24 protein-coding genes and 1 tRNA gene are annotated in these 19,280 nt (G+C 62.1%); 8 read left to right on the top strand and 17 right to left on the bottom strand.

Translation table 11 applies throughout. From position 1 onward, the window contains the following. Positions 1 to 24: 24 nt before the first annotated feature. The 3 genes from ACQKPE_RS16800 to ACQKPE_RS16790 all read right to left on the bottom strand — a co-directional run bounded on the left by ACQKPE_RS16800 (position 25) and on the right by ACQKPE_RS16790 (position 2,327). Positions 25 to 1,320 carry an NAD(P)/FAD-dependent oxidoreductase gene (locus tag ACQKPE_RS16800; RefSeq protein WP_427667561.1) on the bottom strand — a complete coding sequence of 432 codons (1,296 nt, stop codon included), beginning with the start codon at positions 1,318 to 1,320 and terminating at the stop codon, positions 25 to 27. A 72-nt stretch (positions 1,321 to 1,392) separates the two neighbouring features. Continuing rightward, complete coding sequence (locus ACQKPE_RS16795; protein ID WP_427667560.1) at positions 1,393 to 1,566, bottom strand: DUF3094 family protein; 174 nt, start codon at positions 1,564 to 1,566, stop codon at positions 1,393 to 1,395. Between the two features lie 131 nt (positions 1,567 to 1,697). Beyond that, positions 1,698 to 2,327: a DUF1780 domain-containing protein gene (locus ACQKPE_RS16790; RefSeq protein WP_275635324.1), complete on the bottom strand. Its 630-nt coding sequence runs from the start codon at positions 2,325 to 2,327 to the stop codon at positions 1,698 to 1,700. Between the two features lie 111 nt (positions 2,328 to 2,438). On the opposite strand from ACQKPE_RS16790, the gene ACQKPE_RS16785 reads away from it, so the two are divergent. Further along, a complete protein-coding gene (locus tag ACQKPE_RS16785; protein WP_427667559.1) occupies positions 2,439 to 3,122 on the top strand; it encodes an energy-coupling factor ABC transporter permease in 684 nt (227 codons plus the stop codon). Positions 3,123 to 3,157: 35 nt separating this feature from the next. Here the strand turns inward: ACQKPE_RS16785 and yacG are convergent, their stop codons facing one another. Genes yacG through ACQKPE_RS16765 form a run of 4 tightly spaced genes read right to left on the bottom strand, consistent with a single transcriptional unit; the run spans position 3,158 to position 6,055 of the window. Then, positions 3,158 to 3,358, bottom strand: a complete 201-nt coding sequence (yacG, locus tag ACQKPE_RS16780) for a DNA gyrase inhibitor YacG (protein ID WP_427667558.1) — start codon at positions 3,356 to 3,358, stop codon at positions 3,158 to 3,160. After that, on the bottom strand, positions 3,355 to 3,978 hold the full coding sequence (gene coaE, locus ACQKPE_RS16775) for a dephospho-CoA kinase (RefSeq protein WP_427667556.1): 624 nt from the start codon (positions 3,976 to 3,978) through the stop codon (positions 3,355 to 3,357). The genes yacG and coaE overlap by 4 nt, the downstream gene beginning before the upstream one ends. Next, on the bottom strand, positions 3,978 to 4,844 hold the full coding sequence (locus ACQKPE_RS16770; RefSeq protein ID WP_427667554.1) for a prepilin peptidase: 867 nt from the start codon (positions 4,842 to 4,844) through the stop codon (positions 3,978 to 3,980). Before ACQKPE_RS16770 ends, coaE begins: the two co-directional genes overlap by 1 nt. Before the next feature lie 2 nt (positions 4,845 to 4,846). Then, entirely contained in the window at positions 4,847 to 6,055 is a 1,209-nt protein-coding gene (locus ACQKPE_RS16765) for a type II secretion system F family protein (RefSeq protein ID WP_427667552.1), read from the bottom strand. Between the two features lie 216 nt (positions 6,056 to 6,271). Here ACQKPE_RS16765 and ACQKPE_RS16760 point away from each other — a divergent pair, with 216 nt between their 5' ends. Then, positions 6,272 to 6,697 (top strand): pilin, encoded by a 426-nt coding sequence (locus ACQKPE_RS16760; RefSeq protein WP_427667551.1) that lies wholly within the window; start codon positions 6,272 to 6,274, stop codon positions 6,695 to 6,697. Between the two features lie 56 nt (positions 6,698 to 6,753). Next, positions 6,754 to 6,829 (top strand) — tRNA-Thr (locus ACQKPE_RS16755). 326 nt (positions 6,830 to 7,155) lie between these two features. Here the strand turns inward: ACQKPE_RS16755 and ACQKPE_RS16750 are convergent. After that, positions 7,156 to 7,842, bottom strand: coding sequence for a hydrolase (locus ACQKPE_RS16750; protein ID WP_427667549.1), 687 nt, complete (start codon positions 7,840 to 7,842; stop codon positions 7,156 to 7,158). 279 nt (positions 7,843 to 8,121) lie between these two features. On the opposite strand from ACQKPE_RS16750, the gene ACQKPE_RS16745 reads away from it, so the two are divergent. After that, positions 8,122 to 8,583 (top strand): Rid family hydrolase, encoded by a 462-nt coding sequence (locus ACQKPE_RS16745; RefSeq protein WP_427667548.1) that lies wholly within the window; start codon positions 8,122 to 8,124, stop codon positions 8,581 to 8,583. 18 nt (positions 8,584 to 8,601) lie between these two features. On the opposite strand, the gene ACQKPE_RS16740 is transcribed toward ACQKPE_RS16745, so the two are convergent. The 5 genes from ACQKPE_RS16740 to ACQKPE_RS16720 all read right to left on the bottom strand — a co-directional run bounded on the left by ACQKPE_RS16740 (position 8,602) and on the right by ACQKPE_RS16720 (position 12,651). Continuing rightward, entirely contained in the window at positions 8,602 to 9,516 is a 915-nt protein-coding gene (locus ACQKPE_RS16740) for a LysR family transcriptional regulator (RefSeq protein ID WP_427667594.1), read from the bottom strand. 267 nt (positions 9,517 to 9,783) lie between these two features. After that, a complete protein-coding gene (locus ACQKPE_RS16735; protein WP_427667547.1) occupies positions 9,784 to 10,068 on the bottom strand; it encodes a type II toxin-antitoxin system RelE family toxin in 285 nt (94 codons plus the stop codon). 6 nt (positions 10,069 to 10,074) lie between these two features. Continuing rightward, positions 10,075 to 10,275 (bottom strand): type II toxin-antitoxin system Phd/YefM family antitoxin, encoded by a 201-nt coding sequence (locus ACQKPE_RS16730; protein ID WP_427667592.1) that lies wholly within the window; start codon positions 10,273 to 10,275, stop codon positions 10,075 to 10,077. A gap of 222 nt (positions 10,276 to 10,497) precedes the next feature. Next, complete coding sequence (locus ACQKPE_RS16725) at positions 10,498 to 11,394, bottom strand: EamA family transporter (protein ID WP_427667545.1); 897 nt, start codon at positions 11,392 to 11,394, stop codon at positions 10,498 to 10,500. A 30-nt stretch (positions 11,395 to 11,424) separates the two neighbouring features. Then, positions 11,425 to 12,651, bottom strand: coding sequence for an MFS transporter (locus ACQKPE_RS16720; RefSeq protein ID WP_427667543.1), 1,227 nt, complete (start codon positions 12,649 to 12,651; stop codon positions 11,425 to 11,427). Positions 12,652 to 12,796: 145 nt separating this feature from the next. Here ACQKPE_RS16720 and ACQKPE_RS16715 point away from each other — a divergent pair, with 145 nt between their 5' ends. Beyond that, a complete protein-coding gene (locus ACQKPE_RS16715; protein WP_427667541.1) occupies positions 12,797 to 13,252 on the top strand; it encodes a winged helix-turn-helix transcriptional regulator in 456 nt (151 codons plus the stop codon). Between the two features lie 22 nt (positions 13,253 to 13,274). Here the strand turns inward: ACQKPE_RS16715 and ACQKPE_RS16710 are convergent, their stop codons facing one another. Further along, entirely contained in the window at positions 13,275 to 14,159 is an 885-nt protein-coding gene (locus ACQKPE_RS16710) for a LysR substrate-binding domain-containing protein (protein WP_427667539.1), read from the bottom strand. 288 nt (positions 14,160 to 14,447) lie between these two features. Here ACQKPE_RS16710 and ACQKPE_RS16705 point away from each other — a divergent pair, with 288 nt between their 5' ends. Next, positions 14,448 to 15,065 carry a LysE family translocator gene (locus ACQKPE_RS16705; protein WP_427667537.1) on the top strand — a complete coding sequence of 206 codons (618 nt, stop codon included), beginning with the start codon at positions 14,448 to 14,450 and terminating at the stop codon, positions 15,063 to 15,065. 30 nt (positions 15,066 to 15,095) lie between these two features. Here the strand turns inward: ACQKPE_RS16705 and ACQKPE_RS16700 are convergent, their stop codons facing one another. The 3 genes from ACQKPE_RS16700 to ACQKPE_RS16690 form a co-directional block, all read right to left on the bottom strand. Beyond that, entirely contained in the window at positions 15,096 to 15,965 is an 870-nt protein-coding gene (locus tag ACQKPE_RS16700; protein WP_427667536.1) for a hypothetical protein, read from the bottom strand. Then, entirely contained in the window at positions 15,962 to 16,645 is a 684-nt protein-coding gene (locus tag ACQKPE_RS16695; RefSeq protein WP_427667534.1) for a hypothetical protein, read from the bottom strand. The genes ACQKPE_RS16700 and ACQKPE_RS16695 overlap by 4 nt, the downstream gene beginning before the upstream one ends. A 119-nt stretch (positions 16,646 to 16,764) precedes the next feature. After that, complete coding sequence (locus tag ACQKPE_RS16690) at positions 16,765 to 17,676, bottom strand: LysR substrate-binding domain-containing protein (RefSeq protein ID WP_427667532.1); 912 nt, start codon at positions 17,674 to 17,676, stop codon at positions 16,765 to 16,767. A gap of 372 nt (positions 17,677 to 18,048) precedes the next feature. Between ACQKPE_RS16690 and ACQKPE_RS16685 the strand changes: the two genes are divergently transcribed. Together ACQKPE_RS16685 and ACQKPE_RS16680 are read left to right on the top strand one after the other, a co-directional pair. Next, the gene (locus ACQKPE_RS16685; RefSeq protein ID WP_427667531.1) at positions 18,049 to 18,804 is read left to right on the top strand and encodes an SDR family NAD(P)-dependent oxidoreductase; all 756 of its coding nucleotides are present in this window, start codon (positions 18,049 to 18,051) and stop codon (positions 18,802 to 18,804) included. Positions 18,805 to 18,926: 122 nt separating this feature from the next. Next, positions 18,927 to 19,211: a hypothetical protein gene (locus ACQKPE_RS16680; protein ID WP_427667529.1), complete on the top strand. Its 285-nt coding sequence runs from the start codon at positions 18,927 to 18,929 to the stop codon at positions 19,209 to 19,211. The last annotated feature ends 69 nt before the right edge of the window (positions 19,212 to 19,280 follow it).

The raw sequence follows: 19,280 nt of genomic DNA, 5'->3' as shown, positions 1-19,280 counted from the left end.
CAGCCGGTGCCATCCACCTCGGAATCAGTGCAACTTCAACCGCGGCTCAGTCCCGCGCCCGATCTTGCTGCCCAGCATCAGCATCAGGGTGCGGAAGGTGCCATACAGCGCCATCTGGTGCATGCGGTACAGCGACACATAGAACATCCGCGCCAACCACCCCTCCAGCATCACGCTACCGGTCAGGTTGCCCATCAGGTTACCCACCGCCGAGAACCGCGACAGCGACACCAGCGAGCCGTAGTCCTTGTACGCATAGGTCGGCAACGGCTTGTTCTCCAAACGCGCCTTCAAGCTCTTGGCCAGCATCGAAGCCTGCTGGTGCGCCGCCTGGGCACGAGGCGGCACATTGCGGTCGCTGCCCGGCTGCGGGCAGGCCGCGCAGTCGCCGAAGGCGAAGATGTCGTCATCCAGCGTGGTTTGCAGGGTAGGGCGTACCAGCAGCTGGTTGATGCGGTTGGTTTCCAGCCCGTCGATATCCTTCAGGAACCCCGGCGCCCGAATGCCCGCCGCCCACACCTTCAGGCTGGCCTGGATCACCTCGCCGCTGGCGGTCTTCAGGCCGTCCTCGGTCACTTCGCTGACCGCCGCGTTGGTCATCACCGTCACCCCGAGTTTTTCCAGGGTCTTGTGCACCGGCACGCTGATGCGCTCCGGCAGCGCCGGCAGCACGCGTGGGCCTGCCTCGATCAGGGTGATGTGCATGTCCTGGGGCTGGATGCGGTCCAGGCCATAGGCCGCCAGCTCGTGGGCCGCGTTGTGCAGCTCGGCGGCCAGCTCCACGCCGGTGGCACCGGCGCCGACGATGGCCACGCTGATCTTCTCGCTGGCCACATCGCCCGCGTGGGCACGCAGGTAGTGGTTGAGCAACTGCTGGTGGAAACGCTCGGCCTGCTTGCGGCTGTCGAGGAACAGGCAGTGCTGCGCCGCGCCCAGGGTGCCGAAGTCGTTGGTGTTGCTGCCCACCGCGATCACCAGGGTGTCGTAGCCCAGGGTACGCGCGGGCAGCAGCTCACGGCCCTCTTCGTCGAGGGTGGCGGCCAGTTGGATCTGCTTGCCTTCGCGGTCCAGGCCGCTCATGCGGCCCAGTTGGAAGCCGAAGTGGTTCCACTTGGCCTGGGCCACGTAGTTCAGCTCGTCTTCCGAGGAGTTCAGGGAGCCGGCGGCCACTTCGTGCAGCAGCGGTTTCCAGATGTGCGTCAGGTTGGCGTCTACCAGGGTTACTTCGGCCTGCTTACGCTTGCCGAGGGTCTTACCCAGGCGGGTCGCCAGTTCCAGGCCGCCGGCGCCGCCGCCGACAATCACGATGCGATGAGTCATGGGGATATCTCACAAGTTTTACGGAATTCGTGAGCCGTAACTGGCGAGTGGAGAGGGCGAGCGCAAGGCAGCTCATAGCGCCAGTCCACTCAGCAGGCGGCTGAGGAGGCCCAGAGCAATGGTTACGGCCACCACCAGGCCAAGGAGCAGCAACGGCCTGAAAGGCTTGCGCTCGACTTGGTGCTGGGGGGCTCGCAGATACTCATCGACGCGACGCTGATCTTCCGGATTCAGTCGGCTGGTCATGGTGGGCCTCGTGTGTAGACGCATGGGATTGCGCGAACGCTACAACGTTCCCGCAAGCGGCTGGAACGAATGATAATACCTTTCATCTGCGCCGCCGAGTGTTCGCCATCGCAAATGCACTCGGTAGCGGATCAAAGACTGATACCTACATCGAACACGATGCTGCGCCCCAGGTTGCCGCGCAAAAAATCTGGCGCGTCGGGGTGGGCGAACAGCACCCGGGCGAAGGTCGGCCCCACCAGCGACAACGAGCGCCAACCCTGGCGCAGGTACTCGGTGGGCGGCGGGAAATGGCTATTGAGGTCGAGCACTTCGCGCTTGAGGCTGGCGAAGGCGATGATGTCCAGCTCGCTCAGGTCCAGCCCGCGTTCGCGGTAGTTGTGTGACTTCTTGCGCAGGGTGGGTGCCAGGCGCGCCAACAACTCCTGGGCGCTGATCCGCCGGGGGCGGGCTTCGCGGCGCACCAGCTGGCTCAGGGAGAATGCGCTGCGTCGGCGTTGCAGTTCTTCGCGCCATTCGTCGTTGAGCCGGCGCCCCTCGTCGAGCACGAAGAACACCTCGAACGCCGCATCGCGAAACAGCACGTCTGGTGGCTCTTGCCCGGCGGGGGTGAAGTCCTCGCTGCGGTAGGGAATGTTCAGCCCTTGCAGCAGGCGCTGGCAGACCCAACGCTCGCGTTCCCATTTGCGGGCATTGGACAGGAACGCATTGGCTTGTTCGGCCTGGATGGTGAGCAGGCGCAGGTAGTCTGAGTCATCCATGGAACAAGCTTAGCCTGCAATTGTGAACGATAAGGTCCTGTTTGCTCGTAGGAATCAGGTAGGGGAATCAGGTGTAGACTCGGAACAGTCCCACACCTACGTGAGGTCGAGGTGATCAGCGCACAGGTCTTGTCCACCCTCAGCCTGAGCATCGGCTGGCTGGCGTACGTTCCGCTGCTGCTCTGGGCGGCGGCGCGTACCGGCTGGGTCGAGTTGTTCAGCGACCGTCGGCGCCAGCACCTGCTGTTCGGCACGATGTTCGCGCTGTTCGCCCTGTGGTTGGTGCGGCGCGATTTCGACACCGGCGTTTCCTACCACTTCATCGGCATGACTGCCGTGACCCTGCTACTGGACTGGCCGCTGGCGGTGCTCGGCGGCTTTATCGCCCAGCTCGGCTTGCTGGCGCTGGGCCGCCAGGACCTGGCTGCCCTGGGGGTGAACGGCCTGCTGTTCATCGGCCTGCCGGTGCTGGTGACCGAAGTGTGCGCGCTGCTGGTGGAACGTGCGCAGCCACGCAACCTGTTCGTCTATATCTTCTGTTCGGGGTTCTTCGCCGCCGCACTGGCCACCTTGCTGTGCCTGCTGGCAGCGTTGGGGCTGCTATGGCTGGATGGGCGCTTCGCCATGCCGGAATGGCTGGGCGATTTCGTGGGCTACCTGTGGCTGATGATGTTCCCGGAGGCGTTCATCAACGGCATGGTGGTGAGTGCGCTGGTGGTGTTCTGTCCCGAGTGGCTGGAGACCTTCAACCGCACCCGGTACCTGCAAGCGCCCTGGAAGGATGACGAGTGCTGAGAATCGCAAAGGGCCGCAAAGCGGCCCTCGATCGGTCAGTGGCGGGGCTCCAGGTCCCCGGAATACAACTCATCTTCCGACTCCGCCGACCCCGCGATCTTGTGCTCCTCGGACGCCCAGGCGCCCAGGTCGATCAACTTGCAGCGGTCCGAGCAGAACGGCCGGTTCGGGCTTTTCTCGCTCCATTCCACAGGGGCGCCACAGGTCGGGCAGTCAACGGTCATGGGCTGGCTCATGGCTGGCCTCCTCGTAAAGTCAGGTAGAAATGGTGCAGGCGGTCGACCTGCTCGTGCAGCCAGGGCAGGTCGCGATCGTTGACCAGCACATCGTCGGCATGGCGCAGGCGCTCCTCGCGGGCCAGCTGGGCCTTGAGAATCGCCTGCACCTGCGCCTCGCTGGTGTTGTCGCGTTGCAGCGTGCGCTGTATCTGCACCTCTTGCGGCACATCGATCACCAGGATGCGCTGGGTTTTGCGGTACTGGCCCGACTCGATCAGCAGCGGCGACACATACACCGCATACGGCGACTCGGCCTTGGCCAGGTAGCTGAAGATCTCCTGGCCGATCAGCGGGTGCAGCAGTTGTTCCAGCCATTGGCGCTGGCTGGGGTCGGCGAAGATCAGTTGGCGCAGTGCCGCACGGTCGAGCTGGCCATCTTCCAGCAGCACGCCGGGGCCGAAGCGCTCGACGATGCTCGCCAGCGCCGGTCGGCCAGGCTCCACGACCCATCGCGCAGCCTGGTCGGCATCGACCAGGTGCACGCCAAGTTCGACGAAACGTTCGGCCGCTGCGCTCTTGCCACTGCCGATGCCGCCGGTGAGGCCGAGAATCCAGGGGGTGAATGCAGCTGTAGTCATCAGAGGTCCAGCAGTTGCAGGTAGAAAGCGTATATTTCATCACCCCAGAGCCAGGTGATCCAGCCCGCAATCGCCAAGTAGGGCCCAAACGGCATGGTCGCGCCCATCGCGCGCTTGCGCAGGGCCAGCAGGCTCAGGCCCACCATCGCCCCCACCACCGACGACAGCACCAGGGTCATCGGCAGCACCTGCCAGCCGCCCCAGGCGCCGATCATCGCCAGCAGCTTGAAGTCGCCATAGCCCATGCCTTCCTTGCCGGTCACCAGCTTGAACACCCAGTACAGCGACCACAGGCTCAGGTAGCCGACCACCGCGCCCCACAGCGCATCGGCCAGCGGCACGAACACCCCGCAGGCATTGAGCACCAGCCCCAGCCACAAGGTAGGCAGCACCAACGCGTCGGGCAGCAACTGGTGTTCGGCATCGATCAGGCTCAGGGCCAGCAGGCCCCAGGTCAGCAGCAGGGCCAGCAGCGCCTCAGGGCCAACCCCGAATTGCCAGGCAGTAACCAGCGAGAACCCGGCGCAGGCCAACTCCACCAACGGATACCGCGGGCTGATGGCCGCCTTGCACGCTGAACAGCGCCCCCGCAGCGCCAGGTAGCTGAGCACGGGAATGTTCTCCCAGGCGCGAATGCGGTGCTGGCAATGCGGGCAGTGCGAGGCTGGCAGGCACAGGTCGAAGCGCTCGTGCAGCACCAGTGGCAGCCCCAGCACTTCACGTGCCTCCTGCTGCCACTGGCGCTCGAGCATGATCGGCAGGCGGTGCACCAGCACGTTCAGGAAGCTGCCCACCAGCAGCCCCAGCATCGTCACCCCGGCGAGGAACAGCCCAGGCTGTTCGCTCAGGAAAATCCACAGGTTCATATTCAGATCAAGCTTCCCAACTGGAAGATCGGCAAGTACATGGCCACTACCAGGCCACCTACCAGGACGCCAAGGACCAGCACGATGGCGGGCTCGAGCAGGCTGGTCAACTGTTCCAGCGCCTGCCCGACCTGTTCCTCGTAGTGGCTGGCGGCTCTGTCGAGCATCGCATCGAGCGTACCGCTGGCCTCGCCGATCGCCGTCATCTGCACCAGCAGCGGCGCGAACAGCGGTTCCAAGGCCATCGCCTGGTGCAGCCCCATGCCATTGGCCATGCCCTGGCGCAGTTGTCCGATGGCCCGCTCATGCACCGCGCAGCCACTGGCCGCCGCCACTGTGCCCAACGCATCCAGAAGCGCCACCCCCGCGCCATAGGCCGTGGCCAGGCTGCGCGCAAACCGCGCCAGCGCCGCCTGCCCCAGCAACCGCCCCAGCAGCGGCACCCGCAGTGTCAGGCGAATCATCCACAAGCGCGCGGGCACATGCTGCCGATACAGCCGCGCAAGCCCCAACCCGGTCACACCCAGCACCCCAAGCCACAACAGCAGGTTCTGCCCCAGCCCTGTGGACAAGTCGATCACCCACTGGGTGAACGGCGGCAACGCCTTGTCCACCCCCGCGAACAGCCCTTCGAAGCGCGGCACCACCTCCAGCAACAGCAGCGCCGACACCCCCAGCCCCGTCAGCAGCAAGAACAGCGGATACATCATCGCCTTGCGCAATTGCCGACGCAGCGCCTGGCGCCGCTCGAGCACATCGGCCAACTGTTCCAACTGCCGATCCAGCGTGCCCGACTGCTCCCCCACCCGCACCAGGTTGCAGTACAAGGCATCGAACCAGCGCGGGTGGCGTTGCAGCGCCTGTGCCAGCCCCAACCCACCCGCTACGTCCTGTTGCAATTGTTCCAGCAGCCCCCGCAACCCCGGATCACCCCCACTGCGCGCCATCACCTCGAACGCCTGCAACAGCGGCACCCCAGCCTTCAGCAAGGTCGCCAGTTGCCGCGAAAACCCCGCCGGGTCCACCTTCTCCCGACGCAGCTGCAACCGCCATTGCCCATTTCCCGCCGGCCAAACCCGTGCCCCGCGAACCCCCTGGCGCAGCAACCCCGCCCGCACCAACGCCGGGCTGCGCCCCTGCACCCGGCCACGCACCCGCGCGCCACCGGCATCCACGCCTTCCCAGGCATACAAACGTGTCGATCGATCCATGCGATGTCCCTTCCAACCCTCGCGACAAGCCCCGAAACAGCTTGCCGTGCCCTTCACTGGGCAGATTTCCTTGGTGGTCACTAGAGTAGTTCAGCGAACCCGACGTCCCGCCCGGCAGGGGTGACAAAAGGTGTCCTTTGGGCTCTACTGCGCCCCTGCCGGCACGGGGTCGAGACTGGATCCCATGCCTAGCCGTATCAACAAGGAAAAACCGTCATGCAAGGACAACGAGGCATCACCCTCATCGAACTGATGATCGTCGTGGCGATCATCGGCATCCTGGCGACCATTGCCATACCGATGTACACCAACCACCAGGCCCGCACCAAAGCGGCGGCTGGGTTATTGGAGATTTCCGCGCTCAAGACCGCGATGGATTTGCGCCTGAATGAAGGCAAGGACGTTGCGGATGTCGCGGCGCTGGGTGGGCAGCCCACCACGGCGCACTGTGCCATCCTCGCTCGGGGCACTGCGGCGGACGGCACCGCCAGCATTACCTGCACGTTGGCTGATGCGCCTGCGAGTGTGGTGGGTAAGCAGGTGGTGTTGACGCGCTCGGCGGCGGGGTGGGCTTGTACTACCGATATTGAGGAAGACCTGGCGCCGTCTGGGTGTGGTGTGAGGGGCGGGGCAGGGGAATAAGCGAAGGGAAACAGGGGTTTGCGTAACCTGGGCCGCAGTGGTAGCGTTGCGCACACGCCGGTGTAGCTCAGTCGGTAGAGCAGCGCACTCGTAACGCGAAGGTCGCAGGTTCGATTCCTGTCTCCGGCACCATCCAACTGTTCCGATACGTCTCCCCTTGTATACGGAATCCCCTGAAAAGCCCGCCAAGTGCGGGCTTTCTTGTTTCTAACTGTCTCGTTCTGTCTCTAGGCATATACCGATTTTAGGTATACGTTAGGGTATACGCCGGTTCGACGAGAAAACGTATACCTATGGCACGCACCGTTACGCCCCTTTCAGACCCCAAATGCGAGGCTGCCAAGCCGCGGGACAAGGACTACACCCTGAGGGTGCAGCCCTGAAAGACAAAACGCCCAGTGCAGTGCACCGGGCGTTTTTTGCACATCAGCCTCACTCCATGAAAGCTGACGCAGGCCTCACACCGAAGCCGCCACCGGCGCCAGGGTCTCACCATGCTCAACGCGCTCAGGCGCCTTGTGCACCATGGTGTAGGCGTAATCAACGCCCATGCCGTAAGCCCCGGAGTGTTCCTTGACCAGTTCCATCACCGCATCGTAAGTGTCGCGGTTCTTCCAATCACGCTGCCACTCCAGCAGCACTTGCTGCCAGGTCACTGGCACCACCCCCGCCTGGATCATCCGCTGCATGGCGTAGTCATGGGCTTGCTGGGTAACACCGCCGGAAGCGTCGGCGACCATGTAGATCTCATAGTCGGCATCGTGCATCGCGGACAGCGCGAAGGTGGTGTTGCACACCTCGGTCCACAGGCCGGAAACGACGATCTTCTTGCGGCCATTTCTTTTCAGCGCATCGCGTACTTTCTGGTCGTCCCAGGAGTTCATCGACGTGCGTTCCAGCAGCGGGGTATCCGGGAATACTGCCAGCAGTTCGGGGTAGGTATGGCCAGAGAAACTGTCGGTTTCCACGGTGGTGATGGTGGTTGGCACTTCGAAGATCTTGGCAGCCTTGGCCAGGGCCACGGTGTTGTTCTTCAGGGTCTGCCGGTCGATGCTCTGTACACCGAAGGCCATTTGCGGCTGTTGGTCGATGAAGATCAGCTGGCAGTTCTGAGGGGTGAGCACTTCGGTCTTGGATTTGTTCATGGTGGTTCCCTTTCAGTGGAGTGATGGGCTTTCACCAACCCGGGCGCTGATAACACGTTGCGCTCTGCCGAGGAAAATGCGGCGCCCATTAGCGTTAGCTCCAGCCCAAGTTCGCGTAAAAAGTTACCCGAAAGGTCGCGGCGGTTGAGGCGCAATATTGCGTTTGGCCAAGTGCAAAAATGCGCCTTTTGCCGCGTTTTTGCGGTGCTAGCCTGTGCTTTCCAACTAATAACTAGGTTTGGCCACGAGCCAAACGCCGTTAATTGCTAGGAGGATGCAATGGCAGCTTCTCAACCGTTCAATAAAAAGACCGCGTACTGGGGTGTTCCATGGGAAGAAATCTATGGCTACCCACAAGCGAGACAAGTTGGAAACGAGATCTATGTCTCCGGCCAATTCAACCACGATGAAAACGGCGACCTGGTAGCACCCGCGCCACTGGGCAGCGATGGCAGGCCCAGCGATTTCTCGGCGATGGGCGAACAGATGCGCGTGACCTACGAGAACATCGCCAAGTTGCTCGCGCTGTATGGCGCCACGCTGCAAGACGTCGTTGAAGAAACGCTGTTCGTATTGGATATGGACGCGGCGTTCGCCGTGGTGGGCGACGTTCGCCGGGAGGCCTTCGGCCTGCAACACCCGCAATGCGCCAGCAATATCATCGGCGTATCGCGGCTGGCCCAGCGGGCGCAGCTGATCGAGATCGCCTGCAAGGTGGTGATCGGCGCGCGGCAGCTGTAAGCAGTACTCCCGGCCGACCTATTCGGCCGGGAGTGTCCCCTGGCCCTCGACCAAGGGCTTCTGTTCGGCGACGGCTGCGGCGCAGAACTCCATGAATGCTTTCACCCGCTTCGATCTGCGGATGTCCTGGTGAGTGAGCAACCACAGTTCATCCTGCAACTCGGGCATGACTGGCCCAACACGCACCAGGCCGGGTGTGATATCGCCCAGCATGCAAGGCAGGAACCCAAAGCCCAGCCCCGCGACAATCGCAGTGCCGGCCGCGCAAACCGAGTCGGTGCGGTACGCAATACAGTCGCCGGCAACTCGGCTTTCCAAATACTCCGTGGCTTTCAGCCCGCTTAACGCACCGGCGTACGACACCCAGGCCTGATCTTCGGCAAAAAGGGCGGGAGCAGGCGTTTTATCAACGCTGCCATAAGCCGCCCAGGCAATCGTTGCGAGCTTGCGGCCTACCAGGCTTTCAGCAGGCTTTGTGGTCGCTCGCACGGCGATATCCGACTCATCTCGAGCGAGGCTCAACGTCTGGTTGCCTACCAGCACCTCGATCGAGACCCCTTCGTTGAGCGCTTTGAAGTCGGCGATGATGGGGGTGAGGAAATGCAGCAGCAACGAGTCGCTGGTGGTGATGCGAAGTTTGCCCAGCGGCCCTTGCCCGCCACGCGACACACGCCGAGCAACGCTGACGATATCGAGCTCGACACGCTCGCCCAGCGCACGCAACTCTTCGCCTTCGGTGGTGAGCATGTATCCCGAGCGGCGGTGATCGAACAGCGCGACCCCCAGTGTTTTCTCGACCTGGGCCACGCGGCGCGACACGGTGGAAACGTTGATCCCCAGTTTCTTCGCCGTGTCGGCGCGATTGCCGCATTCGCTGAGCGTCTTGATGATGCGCAAGTCGTCCCACGACAACTGGCTGACGGCGGTGCTCAGCTCTGCGCTGGCGTCTGCTCGCGGGGCGGGGTCGGACGAAGGGCTTTTAGATAACGATTTCACGCCAAAAAACTCCAAGTATCGTGTTCGTTGATCATGGTCGTTTCTTTCTTGAGCTATTCGATAGTCACCGTGTGCGGTAGTGCAAAAAAACATCCAGCGAAAGCGTAGCCTCAGCGATTCAGAATGACGTTCGTGCCAGAGGCCGACAGCCTGGAAAGGGCGCTCCAAATGAAAACCCCGCCATCGGCGGGGTTTGTTTGCACATCACACTCTGCGGTTAGCCGCTTCATAGACCTCTTCATCGCGCCGAGCGCCAACACAGAGCACCAGCACAATCTCGGTCCCATTTATGCGGTAGACAATACGCACATCGCCAGTTCGAATCCGCCGGCAACCTGCCAGTGTTCCTCTGAGCGCCTTGCCTGATTTATCGGGCTCTCCATTGGCAATGCGTTCGCGCACCACCTTCAAGACCCTCTGAGCCTCCGCGCGTCCAAGCTTGCGCAGGTCATCTTCTACTTCGGGGTGAAGCCTGACAGTCCAGATCATGCGTTTCTACCTGAAGCGAGCCTCCATGTCCTCGAGACTCACGGTGTTGTCTTCGTTCAAGCTGAGCAGGCGCTCGGCGGCGAGGCGGTCGGCGCGCAGATCATCGAGTTCGTCCTGCATGGCCTGGAAGGCTTGTACCCCCATCAGCACCGCAGCCGGTTCGTTGTCCTTGAAAATCACCAGGTGGGTCATGTCGCCACTGGTCACTTCCTTCAAGCGCGCTCCAAAGGTCCTCGCCATCGACGTAGCGGACACTGCCTGTTCAGCTCTTGCCAGTAGACCTGTCATGGAAATTTCCTCTCATTGCCGTCATCTTCCTCTCATCACCGTCACTTTCATAAGGACGGCCTTTGAATAATACGCTTAATATTGCGTATATCAATGCGTATTTATGTGCGCGATTTAAATCGCGCCCGACGCGCGCCCCTCTCACAGCACTGCGCGCCCTGCCCGCCTGAATACCGCATCGAAAATACGCTGCCCGTACAGCCCGACAGCCAGGCCCAGCACGATCAGGACCACCGCCAACACCTTGCTCACCGGCACGCTTTCATCGAACACCAGCACCGAGCCGAGCATCCCGAAAATCGGCACCAGCAGCGACAATGGCGCCACCGTCGACACCGGGTAGGCCTTGAGCAGCGAGTTCCACACCCAGTAGGCGAACAGCGTATTGGGGTACACCTGGAACAGAATCGACAACACCGCCGTGGTGTCCACCTGCTGCACCAAGGCGGTGTAGCCAGCGCTGCCGTTCACCGCATAGTCCAGGGCGAACAGCGGCAGCGGCGCGAAGGCACTGGACCAGACCAGGAAGGCGAACACGTCCTTGGTCTTGGCTTTCTTGTTGATGACGTTGGCCACGCTCCACGCGGCTGCGCCGAACAGCACCAGCAGCACGCCGGGCAGGGTCACCGAGCCATCGCTGAGCGTGATGATGCACAGCAGCCCGGCCAGGGCGACCAGCATGCCCAGCAGTTGGAAGCGGGTCAGCGCCTCCTTGAACACCACACCGCCCAGCAGCAGGGTGAAGAACGCGCTGAATTGCAGCACCAGCGAGGCGATGCCGGCCGACAGCCCGGCCTTGATGCCCAGGTTGACCACACCCCAAAGGCCCATGCCGAACACCAGCCCGTAGCCGATGAGGTAGCGCCAGGGCACGTCGGGCTTGCGGATGAAGAAGATCGCCGGCAGCGCACAAAGGCTGAAGCGGATACCCGCGAGAATGAGCGGGTCGACACTGGCCAGGCCCAGCTTGATCACCGAGAAGTTGACGCCCCAGATCGCGGTAATCAGTACGGCCAGAACGACATGCAGTGGTTTCATGAATGAGCTGCCTTGAAGGAAGGAAAGGCGTTATCGGGAGGTCAGTTGGAGGAACAGCCAGTACAGCAAGGCCGCTGCGCTGATGGCCGCGCCCAGCAGGCAGACGGCTATCCAGCCTGAGTGTGCGTAGGTGTAGGTGGCAGCGACCGCGCCCAGGCCGCTGCCCACCGAGTAAAAGCACATGTAGGCGCCGATCAGGCGGCTTGGCGCATCGGGCCGCGCGGCGAGCATCAGGCTTTGGTTGGTGACGTGCACCGCCTGCACGGCGAAGTCCAGCAGCACCACGCCGACCACCATGGCCAGCAGCGAGCTGTTGACGAATGCGCTAGGCAACCACGACAACGTCAGCACTGCCAGGGCCACGCCAGTGGTGCGGTTGCCCAACCCTCGGTCGGCCAGCCGCCCGGCTCGCGCCGCAGCCAGGGCACCGGCCACGCCTGCCAGCCCGAACAGTCCGATCTGCGTGTGGGAAAGTGCCAGCTCCGGCTCGCTGAGTGGCAGTACCATCGAGGTCCACAGCACGCTGAACGCGGCGAAGATCAGCAGCGCGAAGGTTCCCCGCACGCGCAGGGTGCGTTCGCTCACGAACAGCCAGAGCGCCGAACGTAGCAGTGCCCAGTAGCTACCTTGCAGAGTTGGCGTGGCGGCAGCGGGGAGGGTGAGCGCGAGCATCAGTGTCATGCCCATCATCAAGGCGGCAGAGGCGAAATAAACGCTGCGCCAACCCGCCAGGTCTGCCATGGCACCGGAAACGAAGCGGGCCAGCAGAATGCCCAGCACCACGCCGCTGGTCACGCTGCCCACTGTCTGGCCACGTCGTTCGGGGCTTGCCAGGGTAGCGGCATAGGCGACCAGCACTTGCACCAGCACCGCCATCAGCCCCACCAGCACCATCCCCGCGAGCAGGACGCCCCAGTCCCGCGCCAGCCCTACCGTGCACAGCGCCACGGCCGACAGGAGCATCTGCGTGAGGATGAGTTGCTTGCGGTTCAGCAGGTCGCCCAGCGGGACGATGAACAACAAGCCGAGCGCGTAGCCGGCCTGGGTAGCGGTGATGACGATACCGATGCTGCTGGCGGGCACCGACAGGCTGTAGGCCATGGATTCGAGCAGCGGTTGGGCGAAATAGACGTTGGCCACCGCCATGGCGCAGGTCATGGAGAACAGAAGCGTCTGGTAGCGGCCGAGGGTGTAGGTGGGGCGTTCTCCCTGGGGCGTGAAGGTTTGTTTCAAGGGGGTCTCTGGTGTGTACGGCATGGCTCCATCCTTGGATTAGGTTTCAAAAGAAAACTAGATTATTGTTTTCTAGCAACTCCGGTTGTTAAATACAACCACTCTCGTCAGTACTTTTTTCGTCGGCAATCAGATCCTTCTCTGATCACTCACCTGCTTGTGGAAAACCATGGCCAGACAACAACAATTGGCGCACAGCGAATGTCCGGTGGCGCGCACGCTCGAAGCGATCGGGGATCGTTGGTCGTTGATGATCATCCGCGAGGCGTTCGATGACGTGCGTCGCTTCAACGAGTTTCAGAAACGCTTGGGTGTGGCCAAGAACATCCTTGCGGTGAAGCTAAAGGGCTTGGTCGAGCTTGGAGTGTTCGAAATCCGGCCGGCGTCCGATGGCAGTGCCTACAAGGAATATGTGCTCACCGAAATGGGCCGGGCGGCGTTTCCTATCGTGATCAGCATGCGCCAATGGGGTGAGCGCTTCTTGTACTGCACCGGGGAAAGCCATTCGGTACTGCTGGATAACCTGGCAGCAGAGCCGGTCGAGGTGATTGCCGTGCGCTCTCGCTCAGGCAAGGTGCTGAACCCGGAGGATTGTCATCGGCGCGTGGTCAGGCGCGAAAGTTGAGGGCTCCCCCCGCGCCTGGCAGTCAAGGCGACGAGATGGCCTGAATACTGCTGTGCATCTGCGCGGTTATCCATTCCAGGAACGCCGTGCACTTGGCGCTCTCTTTGAACGGCTTGGGCGACAACAGGCAATAGTGGGAGCCGTCACGCACAAACCCGAAAGGCGCAACCAGTTGGTTGCCGCGAAGTTCATCCTGCACCATCAGTGCAGAGGAAATACTCGCGCCCAGCCCAGAGGCCGCCGCCTGTATGCACAGATAGAAATGCTCGTATTCAAGCTTCATCGAACTGGGCGCCGACTCGCCGCTCAGGCGCATCCAGTTTTCCCAGGCCATGGGCCGGGTCTTGCTGCGCAGCAGGGGCATGCCGTCCAGCGGCTGACCTTTTTCCCAGCGTGAAGGGGCACACACCGGGCCGATCCACTCTTCGCAGATGGTGTGCGCGTGAATCGAATCGTCCCAGTAGAAGTCGTCGCGCCGCACCGCCAGGTCTGCGCCGGAACGAAGAAAATCGATGGGCCCGCCCGCCGCGAGCAACTGCAATTGCAGGTTGGGGTGGGTGGCGTGAAAGTCGGGCAGACGGGGTATGAGCCATTTCATGGCGATCGTCGGCTCGCAGGAGACCACCAGCGTCTGCTCCCGGGATTCACGTTGCAGCCGGTAGACCGTGCTTTCGAGTTGCTCGAAGAAAGGGCCTGTCAGGTTGTACAGCAGCTTCCCGGCGTCATTGAGAAAAATCGCGCGGTTACGCCGTTCGAACAGTTCAACCCCGATCGACTCTTCCAACTGCCTGACCTGGCGGCTGACAGCGCCATGGGTCACGTGAAGAAGGCGCGCGGCGTGGACGAAACTTTGCGTCTGGGCGGCAACGGTGAAGAAGTGGAATGCAGTCAGGGCTGGCAGCTTCATTGTCGATGAAACCTCACAGGTTTCAGAAACTATAAATCGATTTTCATCTGCGCGGAAAACCGCCAATCTAGGCGTAAAGGCAACTGGCGCTACTATCCAAAACGTATTTCATGAGCCAGCGCAGTGTTCATGATCTGTGCGAAAACATCGTGCAAAACGTTGTCTGTGTGATCCCTTCGCGCTAACCGGCCAGCCTGCTTTGCGCGACATTCGGGTTATCACGTTTAAAAAACGCTGAATCAACGATGAAGCGGCACGGCCACGCTGTGCCGCTCGAAAGGAGAGTGCATGAATGAATTGATCGCGGTGGCGGTGATTACTGTACTAGCGGTGATCAGCCCGGGGCCGGACTTCGCGATGGTCACGCGCAACAGCTACACCTATGGACGCCGCAGCGGCCTGCTAGCCGCCCTCGGGATTGCCTGCGGTGTGCAGGTGCATGTGTTTTATACCGTCTTCGGTATCGCGATGATCATCACCCACTCGCCCGTCCTGTTCATGGCGATGAAACTACTGGGTGCCGGGTACCTGATCTACCTGGGGTGGAAGTCGCTCACCAGCACGTCGACATTGCAGCTTGGCGCCGCGAGTGGCCCACGTCCTTCATCAGGCAAAGCATTCGCTATGGGGTTTCTGACCAACGCCTTGAACCCCAAGACCATGCTGTTCGTCGTCGCTACCTACAGCCAGGTGGTCCAGGCCAATAACTCCCTGGGCACCAACTTTGCCTACGGCTTGTTCATGTCGGCATCGCACGGGGTGTGGTTCAGCCTGGTTGCGATTTTCTTCTCCGCCGAGGCGTTGCGCCAGCGCATGCTTTCCAAGCAGCAGGTGATCGACAAGGTGATCGGCTCTGCGTTGATCGGGTTGGGCATCAGTCTGGTGCTGCCGGGGGTAGGTCGTTGATGCCCCAGCCCCGGTCATGCCGCTAATTGCTCACTGAGCTGCCGCGAAGAACGCCACCGGCACAGCCTTCAACGCACCGTCGAGGTTGCGATAACGGGTGTATTCCCCAGACGCTGGCAGCAACCGCCCACGCTCGACCATTCGCCGCCCATCGAGCAGGTAGCGCAGGGTCTGCTCCTTGCTGCGCTCGCTTGACAGGCCCTGGTTCAGGTCGGTCGCCAGCAGCCGCATCGATTCGTCGATACAGGCATCGAGCAGTGCGTTGACCTTCTCGGGGTCCAGCCCACCGTCATCGACGCAATGCTCGCCACAGCGGCGCAGCGACAAGCTCTGCACCTCGACCCGCGTGCGGTACAGCAAGCTGCCGGCGATATCCTGCAACTCCACCTGGCTGACCAACACGAAGCTGCCGCGGTCGGGGCTTATCACCACCTGCGGGGTAATGCGCAGGCTCGCAGTGACCGGCCCATTGGACGGGCGTAGCCCGGAATTGCCGGCGGCTTGCACATAGCGCTGCTGGAGCTTGCCGTTGTAAGGGTGGTCGGCCAGCAACACGGCCATCGGTTGCGCGGCCAGCTTGGCATCGCGGGCCGCTTCACGCTGCAAGGACGCGGCGCCGACCTGGGTGTTGATCGCGCTGGCGAGCAGCAGGCCGATGGCGCCACCGCCGGAGGTTGCGTGGTGGGCCAGCGACTGGTTGGTCTCGCGGGCTTTGGAAGCGGCGTCGGCGTCGATCATCAGGCTGGCATCGACCCAACCCGTCGACGGCGTTTGCAGCTCGACCCGCACGCCGTGATCGTTCAGGTAGCGCAGCGCAGTGGGGTCGTGAATGTCGGCCGGGCGGGGTGCCTGCTGGGCGCAGCCGCTGAGCAGCAGCGCCAGCAACAGCCCGCGCTTCATTGCGAGAACGGCGTGACGAACAGCTGGCGGCTGTTATCCACGGCCTGGTAGAAGGCGTTGGACAGGTTGCCGTAGGCCGGTTGGTCCCATTCGCCCTGGGCGGGCTGGGTGACTTCGAAGCGCTTGAACCACAGCAGGCGGCTGTCCTGCACGTCCACCAGGATGCCGCGGCCTGCCACCACTGGAATTGGCGCGCTGGTCGGCACCACGCTGTAGTAGCTGCGGGTCGCGCCGGTGCTGTCGATGGCGACCAGCAGCAGGCGGTCGATGCCGTAGGCGGTCTTCAGGGAGGTGATGTCACGCTCCATGTAGCCTTCCTTGAACTTGGTTTCCTTGTACTTGGCCAGGTCGATGCGTTCTTCGATGCGCTTGGTCTTGTAACCCTTGGCCTGGAGCTTGGCGATGATGGCGTCGGGCAGGGTGTTGACGTCGGCCAGGTCCCAGGTGCTCACGTGGTCGCTGAGCTTGCTGTTCATGCCGGTGTTGATCGCCAGGTCCAGCAGGCCTTGGTTGCCGGTCAGCATCAGGCGTGGCGGGGTGACGGGGGTCATGGCCACGCCGATCACTTGTTCCTTGTCGCTCCAGAACTGCTGGTCGAGTTCCACGGGGGGTTGGATGTTGGCGCAGCCGGTGAAAATCAGGCACAGCAGGAGTACTGCGCATCCTTGCAAGTAACGCATCGGGGTATTTCCTTGAATAGGGATTTAACGCTGACACTGATGGCCAGTGGCTAATCACCATAATGGCAATGAGGCATCACTTCAAGGAGTGATTATCACTTGTGTATAGGACGAGCGTGCTAATTGTGCGTTCTGCGGTTACCCGCAGGCCCGGCCATTTTTACCTGGTCGATGTTCTGCAGGAAGGCCTTGAGAATCGGCGAGGGGTTGTCGCTTCTGTAGCCCGCTGCCAGATCCACTGTAGGTTGTTCTCCTTTCAGGCGTCGGCTGACGATGGTCCAGGGCAGTAGCGGCTCAACGTAGGCGGGCAAGATCGCCACGCCACCGGTCGAGCGTATCAGCGAAATACCTGTGCCGTAGTCGTCCAGGAAGTAGTGGGGCGTTACCTGGATATTGCGGCTGGCAAAGTAGTCGGCGACCACATCGCGCAACACATGGGGAATGTGCGAATAGCCGATGAAGGTTTCCTTGGCCAGCTCGGCCGGGTCGATGTCACCCACCGACGCCAGCCGATGGTCGCTGGGCATGATGACCAGCAACGGCTCCTTGGCGACCACCTCGAAACAGACCCCGGGCCTCGGCTCCACGCGCAGGAAACCGAGGTCCACATCGCCACGCTGGATCGCGTCGGCCAAGGAAGGTGACTGAAGGCTGGTTACCTTGATCTCGATATTGGGCAAGTCGAATTGCAGCACCCGCGTGACATTGGCCAGCCAATCCACTTCCTGGCCTGTCAGGAACCCCACAGAGAGCACCTGTTTCGCGGGCTTTGCGACCCTTCGCGCGGCGGCGATGGCTTCGTCCGCATGACTCAGCACCAGCCGCGCCTGCTCCAGGAAGGCGGTGCCTGCGGGTGTCAGTTCCACACCCCGGGCTTTGCGGATGAACAGCTGCGCGCCGACTTCCTCTTCCAGGTTGCGCAATTGCCGGCTCAACGAAGGTTGCGCGGTGTGCAGGCGGTTGAGGGCGGCGGAGGTCAGGTTGCCTTCTTCGGCCACTGCCACGAAATAACGGATGTGCCGCAGTTCCATATAAGCGATACCTTGTAAGCATGGCTTGTGTCGAACAAAGTCTTTCTAAAGTGTGCCGGATTTTCCTACAGTAAATCCATCGACTAGCCGTCTTGGCGAAGGATGCGTGAATACACATTCCTTATCTGTTTTGAGGTTTCGGCTCGTGACAGCCATAAACCATGCGCTCTAGCGATTGAGGGAAACCGATGTACTGCGCGGTTGTTTGCCCTCGTACATTCCGGGTTTCTCACAAACCTTAGTTCACAGCCTGTACGCCTGACGGCGTCCCACATAACCAACCCCATACCTCTCGGGCATATCGCTCGACGGGCAGGCTTTGCCTCGCATCCAGGCCCTAGGCCTGGGTCGCAATCACTTAGGAGCTTTGTCATGAGCAAGATCGCAATCGTCACTGGCGCCAACCGTGGCCTGGGCCGCAACGCCGCTATCAGCATCGCGAAACAGGGCGGCGATGTGGTTATCACCTATCGCAATGGCCAGGCTGAAGCCCACGCGGTGGTCGAGGAAATTCGCCAGCTGGGCCGCAAGGCCGTGGCGCTGCAACTGGATGTCAGCGACGTTTCCAGCTTCGGCGGCTTCACCGAGCGCCTGGTTCAGGCGCTGCAAAGCGAGTGGAACCGCACCACCTTCGATTTCCTGCTGAACAACGCCGGCCACGGCGCCATGGCGCCCTTTGCCGAAACCACCGAGCAGCAGTTCGACGAGCTGTTCGATGTGCATGTCAAAGGGGTGTTCTTCCTGACCCAGGCGCTGCTGCCGGTGATGGTCGATGGCGGGCGTATCGTCAACTACTCCTCGGGCCTGACAAGGGTTTCCTTCCCAGGCTTCTCGGCGTACTCCGCTGCGAAAGGGGCGGTGGAAATTCTGACCCTGTACATGGCCAAGGAGCTGGGTAGCCGGGGTATTGCCGTGAACACCGTGGCGCCTGGCGCCATCGCCACCGACTTCCTCGGCGGCGCGGTGCGCGACATGCCCGACCTCAATGCGCAGTTCGCCGGCATGACTGCCTTGGGCCGCGTGGGTGTGCCTGACGACATCGGCCCGATGGTGGCCAGCCTGCTGTCGGAGAACAACCGCTGGGTCAATGCGCAGCGTATCGAGGTATCAGGCGGGCAGGTCATCTGACAGTTCGGTCGAACCCTCACTTCGCGGCAGAGTCGAAACCAGTGTTGGCGTCGTGACTTTTTCACTTGGTACCCGCCACGGCGTCACTCTGATCATTCGCCAGCCGCGAAGGAGATGCCCTGATGGTGACTCACTACAAGACCGCCGGCCACCTGGCCTGCGGTCGCCACGGCGACAGCCTGGTTTCCACCACCGAACTGGTCCGCGTGAAATGCCGCAACTGCCGCAACACCGAGGCCTTCAAGGAAGCCCGCCGCACCAAGCGCAACGCTGCACGCCGGGCTGCGCGCAAGGCCAAGGCCAGCCATGTCGCGATGGACTGGCGTAATAGCTGGACTGCGCGCTTGACCGAGATGGCTGGGCGGCAGCGGTTGCCTAGAGGTTTTGGTGACCAGCCTTTCGTTTAGTTGGCGGCTATGCTGGCCTCTTCGCGGGCAAGCCCGCTCCTACAGGTTCAGTGAAGTACCTGTAGGAGC

This window comes from Pseudomonas sp. NPDC089554, from assembly GCF_050280645.1.
Classification (GTDB): Bacteria; Pseudomonadota; Gammaproteobacteria; order Pseudomonadales; family Pseudomonadaceae; genus Aquipseudomonas.
The sequence above is the reverse complement of the archived record's forward strand: the minus strand, read 5'-3'. Positions and strand labels throughout refer to the sequence as shown.